Origin of the sequence: Nocardia caishijiensis NBRC 108228, assembly GCF_001612825.1 — a bacterium.
In the GTDB taxonomy this organism is placed as follows: Bacteria; Actinomycetota; Actinomycetes; order Mycobacteriales; family Mycobacteriaceae; genus Nocardia; species Nocardia caishijiensis.
In genome coordinates this window covers 569,084-586,488 of the sequence record NZ_BDBE01000030.1, presented here as the reverse complement: position 1 = coordinate 586,488, position 17,405 = coordinate 569,084, and the positions used below count along the sequence as shown (strand labels likewise).

The 17,405-nt window shown below is 67.0% G+C and carries 18 protein-coding genes, 1 pseudogene and 1 riboswitch; of the genes and pseudogenes, 11 read left to right on the top strand and 8 right to left on the bottom strand.

Annotated features, from left to right (window positions below; translation table 11 throughout):
* The coding region (locus tag NC7_RS15845; protein WP_084458531.1) for a helix-turn-helix domain-containing protein at nucleotides 1–588 on the top strand (588 nt) is incomplete at its 5' end.
* Between the two features lie 47 nt (nucleotides 589–635).
* Nucleotides 636–1,775: a serine hydrolase domain-containing protein gene (locus tag NC7_RS15840; RefSeq protein ID WP_067983669.1), complete on the top strand. Its 1,140-nt coding sequence runs from the start codon at nucleotides 636–638 to the stop codon at nucleotides 1,773–1,775.
* A gap of 141 nt (nucleotides 1,776–1,916) precedes the next feature.
* Here the strand turns inward: NC7_RS15840 and NC7_RS15835 are convergent, their stop codons facing one another.
* From NC7_RS15835 to NC7_RS15815, 5 genes are all read right to left on the bottom strand, one after another.
* Complete coding sequence (locus tag NC7_RS15835; RefSeq protein ID WP_067983667.1) at nucleotides 1,917–2,141, bottom strand: hypothetical protein; 225 nt, start codon at nucleotides 2,139–2,141, stop codon at nucleotides 1,917–1,919.
* A 175-nt stretch (nucleotides 2,142–2,316) separates the two neighbouring features.
* On the bottom strand, nucleotides 2,317–2,985 hold the full coding sequence (locus NC7_RS15830; RefSeq protein ID WP_067983792.1) for a PAS and ANTAR domain-containing protein: 669 nt from the start codon (nucleotides 2,983–2,985) through the stop codon (nucleotides 2,317–2,319).
* 149 nt (nucleotides 2,986–3,134) lie between these two features.
* The gene (locus tag NC7_RS15825; protein WP_067983666.1) at nucleotides 3,135–3,674 is read right to left on the bottom strand and encodes a DUF6968 family protein; all 540 of its coding nucleotides are present in this window, start codon (nucleotides 3,672–3,674) and stop codon (nucleotides 3,135–3,137) included.
* 153 nt (nucleotides 3,675–3,827) lie between these two features.
* Nucleotides 3,828–4,904 (bottom strand): alpha/beta hydrolase, encoded by a 1,077-nt coding sequence (locus NC7_RS15820; protein WP_084458530.1) that lies wholly within the window; start codon nucleotides 4,902–4,904, stop codon nucleotides 3,828–3,830.
* A gap of 138 nt (nucleotides 4,905–5,042) precedes the next feature.
* Nucleotides 5,043–5,765 (bottom strand): VIT1/CCC1 transporter family protein, encoded by a 723-nt coding sequence (locus NC7_RS15815; protein ID WP_067983664.1) that lies wholly within the window; start codon nucleotides 5,763–5,765, stop codon nucleotides 5,043–5,045.
* Between the two features lie 362 nt (nucleotides 5,766–6,127).
* On the opposite strand from NC7_RS15815, the gene NC7_RS15810 reads away from it, so the two are divergent.
* Nucleotides 6,128–6,709, top strand: coding sequence for a PadR family transcriptional regulator (locus NC7_RS15810; protein ID WP_067983661.1), 582 nt, complete (start codon nucleotides 6,128–6,130; stop codon nucleotides 6,707–6,709).
* Nucleotides 6,710–6,766: 57 nt separating this feature from the next.
* Here the strand turns inward: NC7_RS15810 and NC7_RS15805 are convergent, their stop codons facing one another.
* Nucleotides 6,767–7,423, bottom strand: coding sequence for a cyclase family protein (locus NC7_RS15805; RefSeq protein WP_067983659.1), 657 nt, complete (start codon nucleotides 7,421–7,423; stop codon nucleotides 6,767–6,769).
* A 243-nt stretch (nucleotides 7,424–7,666) separates the two neighbouring features.
* Here NC7_RS15805 and NC7_RS15800 point away from each other — a divergent pair, with 243 nt between their 5' ends.
* From NC7_RS15800 to NC7_RS15785, 5 genes and pseudogenes are all read left to right on the top strand, one after another.
* Complete coding sequence (locus NC7_RS15800) at nucleotides 7,667–8,938, top strand: MFS transporter (protein WP_067983657.1); 1,272 nt, start codon at nucleotides 7,667–7,669, stop codon at nucleotides 8,936–8,938.
* A 36-nt stretch (nucleotides 8,939–8,974) separates the two neighbouring features.
* The gene (locus NC7_RS30530) at nucleotides 8,975–9,277 is read left to right on the top strand and encodes a tyrosine-type recombinase/integrase (RefSeq protein WP_084458516.1); all 303 of its coding nucleotides are present in this window, start codon (nucleotides 8,975–8,977) and stop codon (nucleotides 9,275–9,277) included.
* 180 nt (nucleotides 9,278–9,457) lie between these two features.
* A pseudogene (locus NC7_RS15795) lies at nucleotides 9,458–10,077 on the top strand (multicopper oxidase domain-containing protein); the annotation flags it as partial.
* A 144-nt stretch (nucleotides 10,078–10,221) separates the two neighbouring features.
* A complete protein-coding gene (locus NC7_RS15790) occupies nucleotides 10,222–11,460 on the top strand; it encodes an oxygenase MpaB family protein (RefSeq protein ID WP_067983653.1) in 1,239 nt (412 codons plus the stop codon).
* A gap of 10 nt (nucleotides 11,461–11,470) precedes the next feature.
* Nucleotides 11,471–12,535 (top strand): lipocalin-like domain-containing protein, encoded by a 1,065-nt coding sequence (locus tag NC7_RS15785; RefSeq protein WP_067983651.1) that lies wholly within the window; start codon nucleotides 11,471–11,473, stop codon nucleotides 12,533–12,535.
* A gap of 13 nt (nucleotides 12,536–12,548) precedes the next feature.
* Here the strand turns inward: NC7_RS15785 and NC7_RS15780 are convergent, their stop codons facing one another.
* Nucleotides 12,549–13,169: a TetR/AcrR family transcriptional regulator gene (locus NC7_RS15780; protein ID WP_067983649.1), complete on the bottom strand. Its 621-nt coding sequence runs from the start codon at nucleotides 13,167–13,169 to the stop codon at nucleotides 12,549–12,551.
* Between the two features lie 115 nt (nucleotides 13,170–13,284).
* Nucleotides 13,285–14,703 (bottom strand): hydroxysqualene dehydroxylase HpnE, encoded by a 1,419-nt coding sequence (gene hpnE / locus NC7_RS15775; protein WP_067983646.1) that lies wholly within the window; start codon nucleotides 14,701–14,703, stop codon nucleotides 13,285–13,287.
* 272 nt (nucleotides 14,704–14,975) lie between these two features.
* Between hpnE and NC7_RS15770 the strand changes: the two genes are divergently transcribed.
* The 3 genes from NC7_RS15770 (at nucleotide 14,976) to NC7_RS15760 (ending at nucleotide 17,402) form a co-directional block, all read left to right on the top strand.
* On the top strand, nucleotides 14,976–15,716 hold the full coding sequence (locus tag NC7_RS15770; protein WP_067983645.1) for a nuclease-related domain-containing protein: 741 nt from the start codon (nucleotides 14,976–14,978) through the stop codon (nucleotides 15,714–15,716).
* Between the two features lie 88 nt (nucleotides 15,717–15,804).
* Nucleotides 15,805–15,871: riboswitch (guanidine-III (ykkC-III) riboswitch) on the top strand.
* A gap of 10 nt (nucleotides 15,872–15,881) precedes the next feature.
* Nucleotides 15,882–16,196 (top strand): DMT family transporter, encoded by a 315-nt coding sequence (locus NC7_RS15765; RefSeq protein WP_067983643.1) that lies wholly within the window; start codon nucleotides 15,882–15,884, stop codon nucleotides 16,194–16,196.
* A gap of 78 nt (nucleotides 16,197–16,274) precedes the next feature.
* The gene (locus tag NC7_RS15760; protein ID WP_236573460.1) at nucleotides 16,275–17,402 is read left to right on the top strand and encodes a polyprenyl synthetase family protein; all 1,128 of its coding nucleotides are present in this window, start codon (nucleotides 16,275–16,277) and stop codon (nucleotides 17,400–17,402) included.
* Nucleotides 17,403–17,405: the final 3 nt, after the last annotated feature.

The window sequence follows — 17,405 nt, the reverse complement described above, 5'->3', positions numbered from 1 at the left end:
GAGGTCCGCATGTCGCCGGTCCGCGCGTGGTCGCTGTTGGGTGTGAGCCCGCGTGATCTGGGTGACGGCGTGGTCGGAGTGGACGAGCTGTGGGGTGGGTCGGCGTGGCGTCTGCGGGATCAGCTGGCCGCTGCCACGGACTGGGATGAGCGCTTCACGCTGATGAAATCCTTTCTGGCGCTGCGTGATCCGCGCCATGAGCCGGACGTCGAGGTGGTGGCGTGTTGGAACGACATCCTCGCCGCCCGGGGGCAGGCACGCGTGGCCGACCTCGCCCGGTCGTGCGGCTGGAGTCGTAAACGTCTCTGGTCGAGGTTCGCGGCGCAGATCGGCCTGACTCCCAAACGCGCGGCGATGCTGGTCCGATTCCGTTGCGCGGTGGACGGTTTGCTCGGGGGCCGGACGGCCGCTGAGGTCGCGGCGGAATGCGGGTACGCCGATCAGGCGCATTTGCACCGGGACATATCCATCTTCGCCGACAGCACGCCCGGCGTGCTCGCCACGCGGTATCTGCCCGATATCGCGCGGTACCGCCACCAGGCATGGGGAACATTTTCTCAATACCCGGCGGATCCGCTCGGTCGATAGTGGTTGGCGCCTCAGCCCGAGGTGAACACCGCGAGAGGACCCATGCCGTGAGCAACTCCCTTGACCCCGACGAACTACAGGCCGCACTCGACGCGGTGCACCGCGCCGGTGTGCCCGGAGTCTTCGCCGAAGCACGTGCAGGCGAACAGATCTGGCGCGGCGCCGCCGGGATCGCCGACCTCACCACCGGCCGACCCGTCACCGCCGATATGCGACATCGCGTCGGCAGCATCACCAAGACGTTCACCGCCGCCGCAGTGCTGCAGTTGGCCGATGGCGGCCAGATCGGGCTCGATACGCCGATCGGCCACTATCTGCCGCATCTGGTCCCCGGCGAGCGCGGCGCCGTGATCACGGTCGCGATGCTCATCAACCACACCAGTGGTCTCGCCGAATACCTCCCGCACGCCTACCCGTCCCTGGCGGCGTTCCCCGATCTGGCCGAGACGACACCGAAAAGCTTGGACGACAACAGGTTCACCCAGTTCAACCGTGTCGAGCTGATCGGGTTGGGCGTCGCCGCACCGGCCGTCGGTGTGCCGGGCGCATCACCAGGGGTGTACTCGAACACCAACTACCTGCTGCTGTGTCAGCTCATCGAGGCGGTCACGGGGACTTCGGCGGAAGAGTTCATCACCCGAAATGTCATCGAACGTGCCGGTCTGCGCCACACCGAACTGCCCGCCGGTCCCGACATCGAGGGGCCGCACTCCCATCATTACGAATCGTGGTTCGGCATGATCGACCCGCCGCGCGACTACAGCGTGTACGACATGTCATGGGTTGGCCCGGCGGCTTCCCTGATCTCCACTGTCGCCGACCTCAACCGGTTCTTCGATCTGCTGCTCGCCGGTGAGATCATCAGCCGCCCGATGCTGGAACGGATGCGGCGCACCGTCTCGGTGATTTCCTTCGAAGGCAAGACCATCGACTACGGGCTGGGTCTGCATCGGTTGCAGGTTCCAGGTAGCGGCATCTTCTGGGGGCACGACGGCTCCGTCTGGGGTGGCGGCGCCATCACCCTGATCAGCCCCGACCGAAACCGCCAGGCCTCCGTCGCGCTGAATCTTCAGCGCTGGAACACCCTGGCGCCGTCAGGGCGCCCCCGACCCCACGCGATCGACGCGGCTCTCGCTGCCCTCGTACGAACGTCGACCGGCGGGCGACCCGGGCCGTCGATGCCCTGACGGTGACCGCAGCCACGTGTCGGAAGGCTTGAACTGCTTCGTTCCGCTCGCCCTCATCGGCCAGCCGATCCCCGGCCGGTCTGCGGTAGAACAGTGGAGCTCCGTGGCGGGCCGACCAACGGGCTCGGCCCGCCGCTCCGGTCAGAGTTGGGCGGTGTGGGGGTGGTGCAGGCCTTCGGTCTCGCTCAGAGTTTCCGCGACAGCTCCCAGGCGTAGCTGGTTCTGAGTGGAGAGCCCGGCCGCGGTGGCCAGTAGCGCGCGCAGGCCGCGGTTGCGCAGGCGCGACACCAGGCGGGCGTCGGCTGTGGCCAGGACAGGGGCCGCAGGAACGGGCAGGGTGGTTGCGGTGCGCACCAGATGCTCCATGGAAGTCTCCGAATCGGGGTAGCCGGTGGGGCATCGAAGATCTGAAACGGCTGCCCCTCGTGGTCCGGCGGCTATGCCCGTTCCTGCGAAACTGAAACAGGGGCTCGGCATCGATTCCGTGATCGTCTGGGCGACAGCGCTTTACGAGCTCGCGCTGATGCGGCCGGTGTGCGGCTCAGGTGCCATGGTCGGGGTCGATGCGTTCGTGGCTGGTCAACAGCAGGTGGTCGAAGACAGACAGTGTTTCCGGCGGCGGGGGCGGGACAAGTTTCAAATCCGCGATCACCTCGGTGGCGATATCGCGCAGTTTGATGTTGGTTTCCTGGGACCGCCACACCAGCACTCTGAAGGCCTGCTCGGCGTCGATGCCGTACATGCGCATCAGTACGCCTTTGGCCTGTTCGATCACCGCGCGCGCGGCGACGACACCGGCCATCGTTTCGTCGACCGCCTCGTCGGCGGCGGTCGCGGCCGCGGCGTCGACGGTGTCGGAAAGGTCCAGGTAATAGCCGGTCGTGGCGATCGGTTCGCCGTCGTCGTTGCGGAGCCGATCGGCGAGCACCATCACCGTGTGCACGCGACCCGTCGTGTCGAGGAAGCGGTGCCTGCTCGAGAAGGGCGCCCCTTCGGTGATGGCGCGGTCGATCAGTCCGGCGACGACGTCACGGTCGTCGGGGTGTTTGTGCGAGAGCAGCAACTCGGTCGTCGGCTCGACCTCGCCGGGGGTGTAGCCGTGCATCCGGTAGATCTCCGGCGACCATTCCCACCGGCCGGTGGTGAACCAGAAGGTGAATGTCCCGACGTGCGCGGGCCGATAGGCGCGGGCGAAGCGGTCGTGGCCCATGTGCGCGGGATCGGATTCGGTCACGGCTCGGTCCTCCCTGTCTCCGTCCTGTCCTCTAGGAGGTATTCGGAATCGGAGTGCTCACCGATGTGGCACCGGCCGCGACCACATAGTCGTGCTCGGGCCCACCGACGTGGAGGCGGTGTGGGTCAGGGCATCGACGTCGGCCAGTCGCGCGGTATTCCCACGATCGCGCCGACGCCCCTGATCGCTGACATCACCGCGTGAACAGCGTTGGGTCCTTGTCCGAAGGCCTCGGTGCGCTCATCGATGCGGAAGGGGCACAGATAGGTGTGTGAACGGTTCGGATCCTGGCGCGGCCGCCCGATGGTGATCACCACCGGACCTGATGGAGTTCGGACGGCGCGAGCGCCCAACGGCAGGCCGAACTCCCAAGTGTCGGCCACGGCCTCGTCTGCGGCGTGCCTTCGCCGGTGTGGACCAGGAACCCTCGGCTCGTCGGACCGCTCGGGTGTCCGTGGCAGATCGGTTCGGGGCGCGGTGTTCTCGACCTCCACCAGCGCCGCGTAGACGGCGGCCAATCCGTCTGGGCCGCGGGCCGTGTGGTCACGGCTGTCGTCGATCCGATAGGTGCACAGCCAGTCGTCGGTCGCGTTGCCCCGTCGAGGTTCACCTACTTCTACGCGCACCTCTCGTTCGCCGTTCGTGACGGTAGCCGCGACGCTCACTCGGCCCAGTTGGTGGTTCACAGGTCCTCCCGGATGCGGACGCACATCCGCGTATGTGCGGCGATGACCTGCCGGTCTGTCGCCTGGTCGGATCGCATCGCGGGACGCAGGGTGGGGCGCCACTCCGGAATCCCGCGAAACGGGGGATCGGGCTCAGGGCGTGCGGCTGCCGATCGATCGAGCCAAGAACGGCCAGGAAGAACGCAGATCGTCTTCCCAATACCCCCACGAATGGGTTCCCACCGGGCGTTCGTCCAAGGTCACGGGAATGTTCAACTCGCGCAATCGTTGGGCGAGATTCATGGTGCAGAAGTGGACCGCCGCCTCGATCGGCCCACCGAAAGCGATCTGGATCGGCAGCGGAATCCTGCCGTCTCGCACGCGAGGATCGGTCGGGGTGTCGTGGGGTGCGGCAGGGATTCCGCTGCCGGTGCTCAGGTAGATCTCGGTACCGCGCAGTCTCTCCGCGTTGACCAGCGGATCATTGGCGCGCCACAGCGGGCCGGTGCGTGGGCCCCACATGTTCTCCACGCTCTGCCCACCACCCCAGTTCTCCACCGTGATCCGCACGAACTCCTGCCCGATGGGGTCCGAGGTCTGCGCGCAGCCGCTGAAGGAGGCCACACTGCGCCAGAACCCTGGTTTGGCGATCGCCAGATTCAGCACCGAGGTCCCACTCATCGAAACCCCGACCAGCGTTCGGTTGCCGTCGGCGCGCAGGAAATCTTCGATCACCGGGGGCAATTCCTCGTTGAGGAATGTCTGCCATTTGTTGCGCCCCAGCGCGGCGTCGTCGCGGACCCAGTCGGTGTAGTAGGAGCTGGCGCCGCCGACCGGGGTGACGACGTTGACATCTTTGCCTCGCAAGAAGTCGACGGCATCGGTTTGCGCGTCCCAACCGCTGTTGCCGGGACCGCCTTGGGAGCCGTTCAGCAGGTACATCGTCGGCCTCGGCCTCGTGGTGTCCGCGGCGCGGATGACCTGTACCGGAATCGGCCTGTCCATGGCGGGGGAGTACACCGTCACGTTCAGTCGTCGGTCGTCGACCTCGTCGGCGGCCAGCACCCTGGCCGACTCGGGGACCGCGGTCGCGGGAGCCGCCGACCCGCCGAAGGCGCAGGCGATCAGAAGGCCGACAAGGGTCGTTCGTAGGGTGGTGATGCGGGTGGGACGCTGCTTGCGCACTCTCGAGAACCTCTCGTGGCGGTCGAGTCCTCCGGATGAGGACATCGCACGGTGGGACCGATCGGCTTCGCGAAGCAGCCCCACCGGAGTTCGCGTTGCTACCGTCCTCGGTTTGGTCCAACCGGAAATCACCCGGACGTCACGATCGGACAGCCGCATCAGGCTTGCCCGTTCAGGGGGCGCTCAACCGCTGAGGGTGTCGGTGAGTATGCCGATCGCGTAGGTCACCGCCATCGCGAGCGCGCCGCCGATGACGACTCGCAGCACTGCTCGGCCCCGCGCGCTGCCGCCGAGTCGCGCACTGAGCGAGCCGGTGAGCGCGAGCGCCACGAGTACTGCCACGAAGGTCACCGGCACCCGCCACGGCGCCGGTGGCAACACGATCGCCAGCAGGGGGAGCAGCGCTCCGCAGGTGAACGCGATCGCGGAGGACCCGGCGGCGGCCCACGGATTCGTGAGATCGCGCGGGTCCAGTTTGAGTTCGGCCTCGGCGTGCGCGGTGAAGGCGTCGTGGGCGGTCAGTTCCTCGGCCACCTGGCGCGCGGTCGCCGGACTCAAGCCCTTGGCCTGGTAGATCTCGGTGAGCTCGGCGAGTTCGTAGTCGGGGAAATCGGCCAGTTCCCGCTGTTCCTTGGCCAGTAGCGCCTTCTCCGAATCGCGTTGGGTGCTCACCGACACGTACTCACCGGCCGCCATCGAGATGGCGCCCGCGACGAGTCCGGCCATGCCCGCCGCGAGGATCGTCGTGCTGTCGTTCGTCGTCGCGGCGACACCGACCACCAGCCCGGCGGTCGAGACGATGCCGTCGTTCGCGCCGAGTACCCCGGCGCGCAACCAGTTCAGTCGCGAGGCAAGGCCTTCGGCATGGGGTTCGTGCGGGTGGGTGTCGGTCGGCGAGTCCTGCACCTGATCAGCCTAAACGACCTCGGATCAGGACTGGTTCACGAAGGGCCACGGGTACCGGGCAGCATGTGCCCGCTGATAAGACCGACGGGTGGATCTGATCAGAACGTGGCTTCGCTCACGTTCATGACGTCGAGCGTCGAGAGAATCGCGCGAGTGGCGCTGAGCTCCGGCAACACGTTGCGAGCGAAGAATGCGGCGGCGGCGAGCTCTGCACGGATCGAGGCGAGGCCGAGGATCTGTTCGTGCCGGACTCAGGCAAAAAATTGCGGTACGGGAGCGAGGTCGGTGGTGGAGTGCATGCGCTGTTCAGTCGAAGGTGTATTGCTCGAATTGACTAGTAACAACGCTGTTAATCTGGCTGAATGGCATTACGACACGCGGTGCTGGCCGCGCTGATGGAAGGTGAGGCTTCCGGCTACGACCTGGCCAAGGAGTTCGACGCGTCGGTGGCGAACTTCTGGATGGCGACCCCGCAACAGCTCTACAAGGAACTCGAGCGGATGACCGGCGAAGGATTGATCGAGGCGCGGGTCGTCGAGCAGCAGAAGCGGCCCAACAAGCGACTACACGCCATCACCGACGCCGGTCGTGAGGCACTGCACGCCTTCATCGCCGAGTCGACCAAACCCACCGTCATTCGCGACGAGATGCTGGTCAAGATCCAGGGCATGGAGCCCGAGGACGACCCGGTCATCGAGGCCGTCCTGGCCGAGCGGATGGTCTGGGCGCAGGCGAAACTGGCCCGCTACGAACGACTTCGTGCGCGTCTGCTCGACGGGCGCAGCGAACAAGCCTTTCTCGCGGAGTCGCCCCGCATCGGGCCCTATCTCACCTTGCTGCGGGGAATCGCGTTCGAGCAAGAGAACATTCGCTGGGCCGAGTCCACCGCGAGCGTGATCCGCCGCCGGAGCGTCGCCGCCGACCAGGACGCCCCCGGTACGTGACCGAACAACCGTGGGCCCTGAACCGCGAGCGATCCGGCTGCGGCGGGCCGGGCGGCGCTATCTACCGCCTATCCGGGCCACTGCCCGGATAGGCGCGCCGTCGGCTCCGCACAGCGGCAACGGCAACAACGCCACTTCGATCGGTTCGCGTGCCGCTTGCGCGTCCAACAGTTCGTCGAGCGATGTGAGGTTCTCGGCGATCACGGCGTGTGCACGGCACAGAATTCCGTGGGCGGGCAGGGTCGGGTCGTCGGACCCGGACGGGTCGATGCTCGGTGCGTCGATGCCGACGGTTCGGATTCCCTTGTCCACCAGGAGTCGCGCTGCTTCCAGGTGCAGGTGGGGGTGGGCGAAATAGTCCGGGCCGCCCCACCGCGACGACCAACCGGTGGCGATCAGCACGATCGTGTCCGGTGGGAGGTCGACGTCGAACAGTGTGGGCCCGATCGCGGTGCGCGCGGGCACCGAGCGCGCATCCACGACCCGAGCGGGTCCGACGAAGCGCTCGAGTGGGAGTCGGTCGAGTGTCGGCAGGTTGTCGTCCAGATGGGCCGGTGCGTCGACGTGCGTCCCTGATTGTGATCCGAGATGCACCCGCAGCACGTTCACCCCGTCGGTGGCGGTCCGTAGCGCCGGTTCCAGCAGAACTTCCGGATCGCCCGGGAACACCGGCATGCCGGTGTGGATCGGCCGGGTCAGATCGATCAGGCGCATCACGTCAGCATACGAGGACGGTCGATCGCGTCCGCTGTGCCGCTCCCACGCGAAAAGCGTTGGTGCCGCGCGATATCCCGACGCTAGCCCGGACGGGACCCGCCGGGGTAGCTCAGGGGGGAGCGAACTGTGTGGGACCGGCAGATCGTGAGCGGGCCGTTCCCCAAGTGTCGCGGGCGCTGGTCGAACTGCTCAGCTGACGGCCGGACGGTGCCAGGTCGCGCGGTCTGCGACGATGGGCCGATGAGCACCACCACCCGACCGGGTGTGATCACCGCGGGCACGCTGGCCCTGTTGTCGTCGCTGTACTTCGCGCAGGGGCTGCCATTCGGTTTCTTCACCCAGGCGCTTCCGGTGGTGCTGCGAGAATCGGGGTACTCGCTGGTCGCGATCAGCGCGTCGGGGGTGCTGTTCCTGCCGTGGGCACTGAAATTCCTCTGGGCGCCCTACGTCGACCGCTACGGCACCCGCCGGACCTGGCTGTTGGTGCTCCAGCTGTGTGCGGCGGCCGTCGCGGCGGTGCTGGCGTGTCTGGATCTGTCGGCGTCGCTGCGCTGGTTGTTCGTCGGCATCGTGGTGGTGAATCTGCTCTCGGCGACCCAGGACGTGGCCACCGACGGTCTCGCGGTCCGACTGCTCGGGTCGCGCGAGCGCGGGCTGGGCAACGGCATCCAGGTCGGTGCCTACCGCGTCGGCATGATCGTCGGCGGCGGTGTGTTGCTGTGGCTGTTCGCCGTGTCGGGCTGGCGGTTGCTGTTCCTGACGATGGCGGTGTTGATCCTGCTCACCACCGTGCCGGTGTGGCTGTTGCGCGAACCGGTGACCGACCGGCTTCCGCGCCCGAAGCCGGTGTACCTGCTCGGCACCTGGTTGGCCCGGCTGCGTCGCCCCGGCATCCTGACGCTGATCGTGCTGATCGGCGCGTTCAAATTCGGCGATTCGATGGCTTCGGCGCTGACCGGCCCGTTCCTGGCCGACGCGGGCCTGGACCTAGGCCGGATCGCACTCGTCAAGGGCGTGATCTCGTCGGCGGGTGCGCTGGCGGGCGCGGCTGTCGGCGGCTGGCTCGCCTTTCGCTTCGGCCGCCGCCGGGCTCTGCTGCTCGGCGGTGTCACCCAGACCGCGAGCATCGTGCTGTACCTGGTCGCCGCGCTCGGTCTCGGTGGCTTCGAACTGCTCGTCGCCGCGAGTCTGACCGAACACATCTTCGGCGGTGCCGCCACCGTCGCCGTCTTCGCGCTCATGATGGATGCCGCCGACACCGAGTACGCGGGCAGCGACTACACCCTGCTCGCCTGCGCTGTCGTGGTGGTACAGGGCGTGGCCGGGCTGGCCGCCGGGGTGGTCGGCGACCTCGCCGGGTATCCCGCCCTGTTCGGCACCGCTCTCGTGCTGTCCGGCCTCGGCTGTGCCGCAATGGTTCTCGGCTTGTCCCGTGGCCTGGGGCCCGTTGGTCTGTACCGGTCCGTCGGAATTCGCGTACGGGATCGCCCGGAAGTTCCGGTCGAGCCCTAGGGGCCGCGCTCGCGCGATTCAGCGGGGCACGCCGAACTGTCTGCCGTCGAACAAGCGCAGGCGCTGCGATCGCCTGCACCAACGCGGGGTCGATCAGCACCCCGGTTCCCGGGCACGAGTTCCACACCACACGCTCTCCGCAGGCTGTTGCCCACCGATCTCGTGAACAACGGTCTGCCCATCCATATCGGCGCGGCACTGCTCGGGCACTCGAATGTGCAGACCATCCGCGGATACGTCGCCGTATTCAGCGAGGACGAAGACCTACTGGCCCGGAAGGAGACCAAACGCCTCGCTCGCATCGCGCCGGTTGAACTCGGCCTGCCGTTCCCTCGATGACGATCACCATGTGTCCGTTGCGGGTGGTAGGCATGGGCGGTGACAAGCCAACTGCCTGTCGACGAACAACTCGACGCCTTCCGAGAGGCGCTCTCGCGCAACGAAGTGCTGACCGAGGTGCTGTCCCGGTCGGCATCGCTGGGACTGCCCGGCTGGTATCTGACGGCGGGCTGTCTGTTCCAGACCGTTTGGAACCTCTGGTACCACGATCACGCCATGGGCATCACCCGTGTGAACGTCTACGCGGGCCTGGCCGGAATGTTGTTGCTGCGCGACGAATTCGACACCGGGACGCCCGGCGACCGGCTGGGCCTACCCGCCGGAGAATTCGAGGTGCCGCTGGTGCTCCAGGAGAAACTGTTCACCGACGACGGGCACCAGTCGGTCCGGTCGACACCGATCGTGCCCGAAGGCGGCGTTGTCGGCGACATCGGTGTGGTCAACGACAAGATCTGGCCGTATCTGCATCACGCCCGACGCGCATCCGATCCACCTGCACCTGGTCACTTTTCGGATCCTCGGTCGCGCGCCGCTGCGCACCATCGATTACCAGCTGGCCGACCCCCAGCCGCCGATCGGGGAGAAATGGGCGCCGTCGGCGGACGGATTCCTGGCCGGGCCGACGGTGCCGCCGCAGCCGTGAGAATCGGGCCGCAAGGGACATCGTGCGGGTCGACGGGCATCACGGCACCGAGCACGCCGACCGTCAGTCCGACGACCTGCGGGGATACGTCTGGCACTGCCATCTGCTCGACCACGAGGACCACGACATGATGCTGAGGGACCGCATCGTGTCGTGACAGTCCCGTACTTTCAGGTACGGAAAGCTATTCGAAATAGTATGTTCGACGGGATCGCAGTCAGTGCATGGATGCTCACGTCAGGAGGTCGACCGTGGCCGAATCCGTCGAAGTCAGGTGGACTACGCGCCCGCTGGGTCGCCGATGAAGTGCCCCACCGGCTTTCGCTATTGGGAGTCACGTGACAATCGCTGGGTGCGGCGGCTCGAGCGGGCGTTCGCGACCGTGACGCGACAGCGGTTGTTCCCCACCGACGAACAGGCGATCGCCCTGTGCGAAGACTTGTTCAGCGGTGACCCGGTGGCCGAGCGATTCGTCGCCGAGGTGATGCACGGCACGATCGGGTCGAAGGTCGGGCGGCAAATGCTGGAGAAAGCACTGATCGACGGCGTCGACTCGGTACCGGACGCACCGGCATCGATGCGCGCGTTGTTCGACGAGTTCGAGACGGTGCCCGACTGGGTGGTGCCAGAGCTGGTGGAGCAGGGCGCGGCGATCTGGCGGCGTTGGGGGACAATGCTTTTCAGTTTCGCCGGGGCTGAGACGCTCGAAATGTACACCGAGGCGGCGGTCGCGACACCGCTGTCGCTGGCGGGTGGGTACGCGGGTGACAGCGCGCTGCGCCGATTCCTCGAGACTTGCCGGTTCTGGATGGATGTCTCCGCCCCCGACGCGCTGCTCACCCCTGGTTCGGCCGGTCGGGCCACCGCGCTGAAGGTGCGGGTCATGCATGTCTCGGTGCGTGCCAAGGTCGCCGGTCACCCGGAGTGGGACATGGAACGGTGGGGTCTGCCGATCAGCCAGACCTATCAGATGCTCACGCTCCTGGCGGGCAGTGTGACACCCGGGCTCGGTCTGTGGGCACTGGGCTATCAGACGACCCCGTCGGAAATCCGTGCGCTGCTGCACTTCCAGAAGTACATGGGACACCTGCTCGGTGTGCGGGCGCGCTGGTATCCGGAGACGGTTCTGGACGGACTGCGAGTGCTGGCGATGACCATCGCGTCGCGGTCCTACGACGCCGGGCAGCACGGGACCGAACTGATCGAGTCCTATCCCGCGGCCTTCGCACCGCGCGACGGCCACCGCGGTCTCACCCGGTTGCGCGAGAAGTACAACTTCCGGATCAATTCCGTCTACTCAGCGATGTACATGGCCCCCGGCACCCGCCGTCGATACACCATGCCACCGGCCTTCCCATGGATCCTCATCCCGATCCTGCGCTTCCCGCTGATCACCGCGATGGAGCTCGTGCGCCGGTTCTGCCCGCCGTTCGCGCGGGTACACGAGAAGATCATGCTCGCCCATCGCGAGAACTGGTATCGCGCCCAGATGCGTGGTCGTACAGCGGCATTCGACGCCAGCGGCGCCTTGCGGCGATGAAAGGACAGCCATGACCACCGGAGACATCGTCGAGGTATGGAACGGACCTGGCCGTCGCGACGGCGTACTGACCCCGGTCGAGCCACGCCACAACGGCCTTCACGCGTCGCCGAGCAAGCTCGCGTTCGAACACTGGTACTTCGACGCCCACCTGGATACCGGCCACGTGGTGATCGGCTTCCTGACCAAACGTCGGCCCGAGGATCTGCCGTTCGCCCGCCCCTGGGTGGAGATGATGGTGTACGCCCCCGACGGCAGCCGCCGCCAGGTGTCGCGACGCTATCCCCACGCCGCGACCTCGTTCTCGACCGCGGGCTGCGACGTGCGCGTCGGCGACAACACCGCGCGCACCGAGTTCCGCGACGGCGCCCTACCGACCCATCACCTGCGCATGGCCGAAGACGGCATCGCCTTCGATCTCCGATTCCACAACGAAGTGCCGAGCTGGATGCCGGGCAAGGGGGAAACCCGTTTCGGCGCAACGGATTCCTTCGGCTGGGTAGTGGGTGCGCCACGGGCCCGGGTGAGCGGGACGATCGAACTCGACGGCGTGCGACACGAGGTCACCGGTCGTGGGTACCACGACCACAACTGGGGTGTCGGCGACATGAAGAAGATCATCGAGCGCTGGCACTGGGGCAGGTTGTATGTCGAGGACTACTCGCTGCTGTTCGCCTCGGTGCTCACCCAACAGCGTCGAGGTGGGCACGAGATCAGTCCGCTGATGCTCGCCGACCACGCCGACATCGTGCTGTCCACCGGCGAGACCGTGCTCACTGAGGGGCCCGCGCGCTTCGATGCCACCGCAGGTCGCACCTATCCCGAATGGGTCACGCTGCACGTGCCGGACAAGCTCGAACTCCGGTTGGACGTGGAGCGGGTCATCCACGCCCACGACCTGCTCGATGATCTGCCGATCGTCCGTTCGCGCCCGGTCAAACCGTTGGTGCGGCGACTCGTCGGGCACCCGGGCTACTTCCGGTTCGAGTCGAGCTTCGAACTCACGGTGCACACCGCGAGCGGGCCGCGACGGCGGAGTGGGACCACCTTGCACGAACTGGTCGCGCTGACCTGAGCTCGCTCACCGTTCAGTGGGGCGGCTGGGTGATGAACCGGAAGAACTCGCGCCGCTGTTCCTCGGTGGGTACCGGCAGATTCTGGTTACCGTGCACGAAGCCGATTCCCGCGAAGCACATGAGTCCGGCGCGCATCTCGGCCTGGTCCGGCGGGAACCCCAGCTCGATCAGGGTCTTGGTCAGGGTGTGGAAAATGCGCTGATCCAACGACTTCACCGCCTCGGCGACCCTGGCGTTCGTGCGGGCCCAGTCGCGGACCGCGAGCTCGACCTGCCAGACCCGTTCCCCGGTGAGCACGGCCCCCATCCGGTCCAGTCGTTCCCGCACCGGCAGGTCGTCGAGGTCGGAGATACCCCGGGCCGCGTCGTTGCGGTCCGCGCACCAGAACTGCGCGGTGGTCTCGAGCAATTGGTCGATACCGTCGAAATGCCAGTAGAAACTGCCCTTGGTGACGCCGAGCTCCTCGCACACCTTGGCTATGGTGATGGCGGCGACGCCGTCGCGGAGCAGGACGCGCAGCGCCGCGTCGGTCCAGTCCTCGACTCCGAGCCTGCGGGCCGCGCCACGGGCCGATGCCGCTTTGCGTTTGGACACCGGCGCCGTCGGGCGGGTGGTGCGTGACTCGTCGGTCATGTCGTCTCCCTTCGGCTTCGCCAACCACCATACTCTTTCGTATAGTGGAACATACCCAACGGTCAAGTCCGGTCGGTTTCAGGCGGGGGAGTCCCGACGGCGCCGGGGTCGGTCGTCAGAGCTGGTCGGCCACCTGTGCTTTCGCTGCGCGCCGGGTGAAAAGTTCGCGGACGCGGTCGACGGCGCGGACCGCGCTCTCGGCGGCCGATTCCATGGTCGACGGCATGCCAGTATCCGTCCAGTCACCGGCGAGGAACAAACCGTCGACGGGCGTGCGCTGCGGCAGCCGGAGTTCGTCGAATCCGGGCTGTGCCGAGAATGTGGCCTGGGGCTGGTGGATGACATGGGTGCGCAGCACCTCGGCGTGGGCGACCTCGGGGTAGTGCTCGGCCAGTGAACGCAGCGCCGCCGCGGCGAATTCGGCATTGGGAAGATGGACCACCTCCCACGACGCGCTGACGGCGAGTGAATAGCAGTGCCCCGCATTGGTTTCCACGCCGTGCATACCGGTGGTGTCGAACACCCACTCGATGGTGGTGTCGCGCAGATTCTCCGCGAGCCTGCGCATCCGCAGCGGACGGTCCAGCCACACGTAGACGCTCGAGATCGGCGCGGGCTCGATCTTGCGTACCGGAGCGAAATGGTCGTACTGCCCGAGCCTCCCCCGATCGAGCAGGGTGGTCAGCGACCACGGTGGCACCGCGAGCACCGCCGCGTCGACCTCGACGACCCGCCCGTCGGACAGGTGTACGCCGGTGAGCGTGTCGTCGGTGATCTCGAGATCGGTGACCCCGGTCCCGACAACGATCTCACCGCCGCGTGCGCTCAGATACCGTGCGGCGGGCGCGACGAACAGGTCGTGCAGGCTCACTCGCGGCCAGACCGCGTCACCCGCCCGGGTGTTGCCCGACATCGCGCGCTTGCCGATCCAGTGCAACGTCTGGACGAACATGGAGGCCGACACCCGCTCGGTCTTCTCGTTGAGCAGCCCGATGACGAATTGATCGAGCACCAACGCGCGCAACGACTCCGGTGCGCCGATCCGCCGGAACCAACGATCGACGGTCAGATCGTCGAGTTCCGGCGTGGGGCGCAGCGCGGCGCGCACGATACGGGCCCAGGTACGCAAGGCTGCTGGCCGTTCGCGCAGCGGAATCGGCGGCCAGAACATCCAGGACAGTCCGACGGTGCGGCGGAGAACGCCCGGCAACCAGGTGGGCGCGCGCAGGGTGAGCAGCTGGTCCGGCCCGGTCCTGATCGCGAAAGGTGGTGCGTCCCAGACGAGTTGATCCCGTGTCCCGATGGTGTCGACGTAGCGCAGCAGCGCGTCATAGCACCCGGCGAACAAGTGCTGACCGTTGTCGACGTGCCCTTCGACGCCCGGCACCTCGAACGAGATCGTGCGACCGCCGAGCCGTCCACGTTTCTCGACGAGGGTCACCCGGTGACCCGCCTCGGCGAGCCACACGGCCGTCGCCAATCCGGCCAAGCCGCTGCCCGCGACCAGGACGTGCGCGGATTCCTGCTTCTCCATGGGGCCCTCCGGAGAGTCCGAACTCTGTGAATCAATGAGATGAATTGTCTTGCATGCTCTCACGAGGGTTGGTGGTTGTCAGGGAAATTGATCGCATCGGGGGCTCGTTCCGTCGGATCGAACGCCGCCTTCGCTCGGCGGAAGATGTGCGGCGATCCGGCTTGTCGATTGTCGGCGGGCGAGACGGCGCTCGGTATCTCTGGCCGGGCGGTGAGCCGGAATGGCTTGCGCGCGAACGGCTTCGGTGCGCACATCGTGCGTGCGACACTGATATGGAGGTAGAGATCGGCGAGCTGACACGGCCCGACGACACCTGGGCCGGTCGATCGGGGGAGGTTGCTGTGCTGCTGTTGGTCAACCAGGACTCGGAGTTGTCACCCGCCGAAGAGCGGTTCGCCGAATGGGTCGAGTGGAGTCCCGCTCAGCCCGGCGTGGTGCTCATGAACGTCAACGTGCCGTACCGAGGGAACAGTCGCCAGCTCGACGCGTTGATCTTCACCCGGCAACGGTGTATCGCGGTCGAGGTCAAAGGATTTCGCAGTGTGCAGCACGGGACGCTGGTCATTCCGCCGAACGGGCCGTGGCTGCTGGATGACGGAGAGGTCGCCGACCTCTACGGCAACGGCTACGACCATGATCCCGTCAGTCAGGTGCGTACGAACTCCCTGGCCATGAAGAACTGGGCCACCGGCGTCACCCGGCGGCCCTGCTTCGTCTGGGGTCTGGTGGTGGTGATGCTGCTGCCCGGCCAGGACGTTCCGTCGCTGGAGGTCCACTCCCATCCCGAGAAGACCGACATCATCGTCGAAGACTTCGACGTGTTCCGCTACTACCTGCATCGGCTGGACGAACAGAAGGTGCAGTGGGAGGCCGATCGGGTGCATACCCTGCTGTCCCGACTCGGCGTCACCCACCTCTACGACGGGCACCGGGACGCGATCGCCGCCGCGCTCGGCGAACCGGCCTACCCCGACGACGACATTCCCGACGCCGCACCGCTGCGCCGCTACTGAATGGTCGGCCTGCGGAACGGGCGGTGATCGCCGCCGGTGAGTCGAACCACCATCGCTTGCCGCTCGATAGCTGGCGTGCCAGGGTGGAAGTGAGCCCGGTGAGCGGGCTTCCGGACGAGGGGTGCCGTACCCGGAGTGCGACAAGACGGCCCGAGGAGGGCTGCGATGTCGTGGATTCTGCTGGTCGTGTCGGGATTCCTGGAAGCCGTGTGGGCGACCGCGCTCGGCAAGTCCGAAGGGTTCACCCGACTCGGACCGTCGGTGCTGTTCTTCACCGCGCTGCTGGCGAGTATGGCCGGATTGGCGCTCGCGATGCGCGAACTTCCGGTGGGCACCGCCTATGCGGTCTGGGTGGGTATCGGCGCGGTCCTCACGGTCGCCTTCGCCATGGTCACGGGGGAGGAGTCGGTGACGATCTTCAAGCTCGTGTTCCTGACGATGATCGTGACCGGCGTCGTCGGCCTCAAACTCGCCCACTGAATCACCGCTGCCGCCTCCTAGACGAACATTCGACGCACAAACGATGCATTTTGGGTCGAACGGTGTCACAATCAAGGCGTGAATGCAGAGCGAGCCGCGATCGCAGCGGGACCTTGCGGACTCTCCACCGGTGACGACGGCTCGACGCGGTTCGCACAGTGGCTGGCGCAGACGCAGAGGTCGATACGCGACCACGTCGACGGATTCGTGCGTGCGCGCTGTGTCGCGGAATTGGACCCGGCGGGGTGCTGGCTGCCCGGTCAGCTGATGGTCGACTTCGCCGCGGGCGGCAAGTGTGTGCGGTCGGTGTTCGGCTACCTCGGGTGGTTGTGTGGTGGCGTCGGCGAGTCCGAACCCGCCCTGCGCGCGGCCGCCAGTCTGGAGCTGCTGCACGCGTTCGCGCTCGTGCAGGACGATGTGATGGACGAGTCCCGCGTCCGCCGGGGTCGCCAGTCGGCGCACCTGCGCCTGGCCGCGTGGCACACCGAGCAGGGGCTGTCGGGATCGGCGGCTCGATTCGGGGAATCCGCGGCGATCCTGATCGCCGACCTGTACCTGGTGTGGGCCGAGCGGATGTTGCGCGAAAGTGGCGTCGGCGCCTCGGCATTGGATCGCGCGTGGCCACGCTACGACGCGATGCGCAGCGAACTGGCGGTCGGTCAGCTCGCGGATATCTCCAACGACGCGAACCGAGTGCCGACCTTGAACGCGGTGATGGACATCGCGCGTCGCAAGTCCGGTAACTACACCGTGCGCCGACCCCTCGAACTCGGTGCGGCGATGGCCGACTGCGACGACACCGTGCTGGATGTTCTGGGCGAATACGGCGAACTCATCGGCGAAGCGTTCCAGCTCCGCGACGATCTGCTCGGCGTCTTCGGCGACCCCTCGACCACCGGCAAGCCTTCCGGTGACGATGTGCGAGAACGCAAGGCGACCACAGTCGTCGCGCTGGCCGACCAGCTCGCCGAGCCGTCGGACCGGGCCCGGCTGCGAGATCTGTGGCGGGAGAAGCGGATCGATGAGCAGGGCGTCGCCCTCGCGCAGGCCGTGATCGTCGACAGCGGGGCGGGAGAGCGGGCCGAACAGATGATCCACGACCGCGTCGAACATGCGCGTCAACTGGTCGACCGCGCAGATCTCGCACCGTCGGCGGCCGACGCGCTGCACCGCATGGCGCTGTTGTGCACCCGACGTACCTATTGACCG

Coding starts and splice junctions, on each gene's coding strand:
- NC7_RS15835 (WP_067983667.1), bottom strand. CDS start 2,141: ATGGAGCATCTGGTGCGCACCGCAACCACCCTGCCCGTTCCTGCGGCC.
- NC7_RS15830 (WP_067983792.1), bottom strand. CDS start 2,985: ATGGGCCACGACCGCTTCGCCCGCGCCTATCGGCCCGCGCACGTCGGG.
- NC7_RS15820 (WP_084458530.1), bottom strand. CDS start 4,904: ATGTCCTCATCCGGAGGACTCGACCGCCACGAGAGGTTCTCGAGAGTG.
- NC7_RS15810 (WP_067983661.1), top strand. CDS start 6,128: ATGGCATTACGACACGCGGTGCTGGCCGCGCTGATGGAAGGTGAGGCT.
- NC7_RS15805 (WP_067983659.1), bottom strand. CDS start 7,423: ATGCGCCTGATCGATCTGACCCGGCCGATCCACACCGGCATGCCGGTG.
- NC7_RS15800 (WP_067983657.1), top strand. CDS start 7,667: ATGAGCACCACCACCCGACCGGGTGTGATCACCGCGGGCACGCTGGCC.
- NC7_RS15790 (WP_067983653.1), top strand. CDS start 10,222: ATGAAGTGCCCCACCGGCTTTCGCTATTGGGAGTCACGTGACAATCGC.
- NC7_RS15785 (WP_067983651.1), top strand. CDS start 11,471: ATGACCACCGGAGACATCGTCGAGGTATGGAACGGACCTGGCCGTCGC.
- NC7_RS15780 (WP_067983649.1), bottom strand. CDS start 13,169: ATGACCGACGAGTCACGCACCACCCGCCCGACGGCGCCGGTGTCCAAA.
- hpnE (WP_067983646.1), bottom strand. CDS start 14,703: ATGGAGAAGCAGGAATCCGCGCACGTCCTGGTCGCGGGCAGCGGCTTG.
- NC7_RS15770 (WP_067983645.1), top strand. CDS start 14,976: ATGGAGGTAGAGATCGGCGAGCTGACACGGCCCGACGACACCTGGGCC.
- NC7_RS15765 (WP_067983643.1), top strand. CDS start 15,882: ATGTCGTGGATTCTGCTGGTCGTGTCGGGATTCCTGGAAGCCGTGTGG.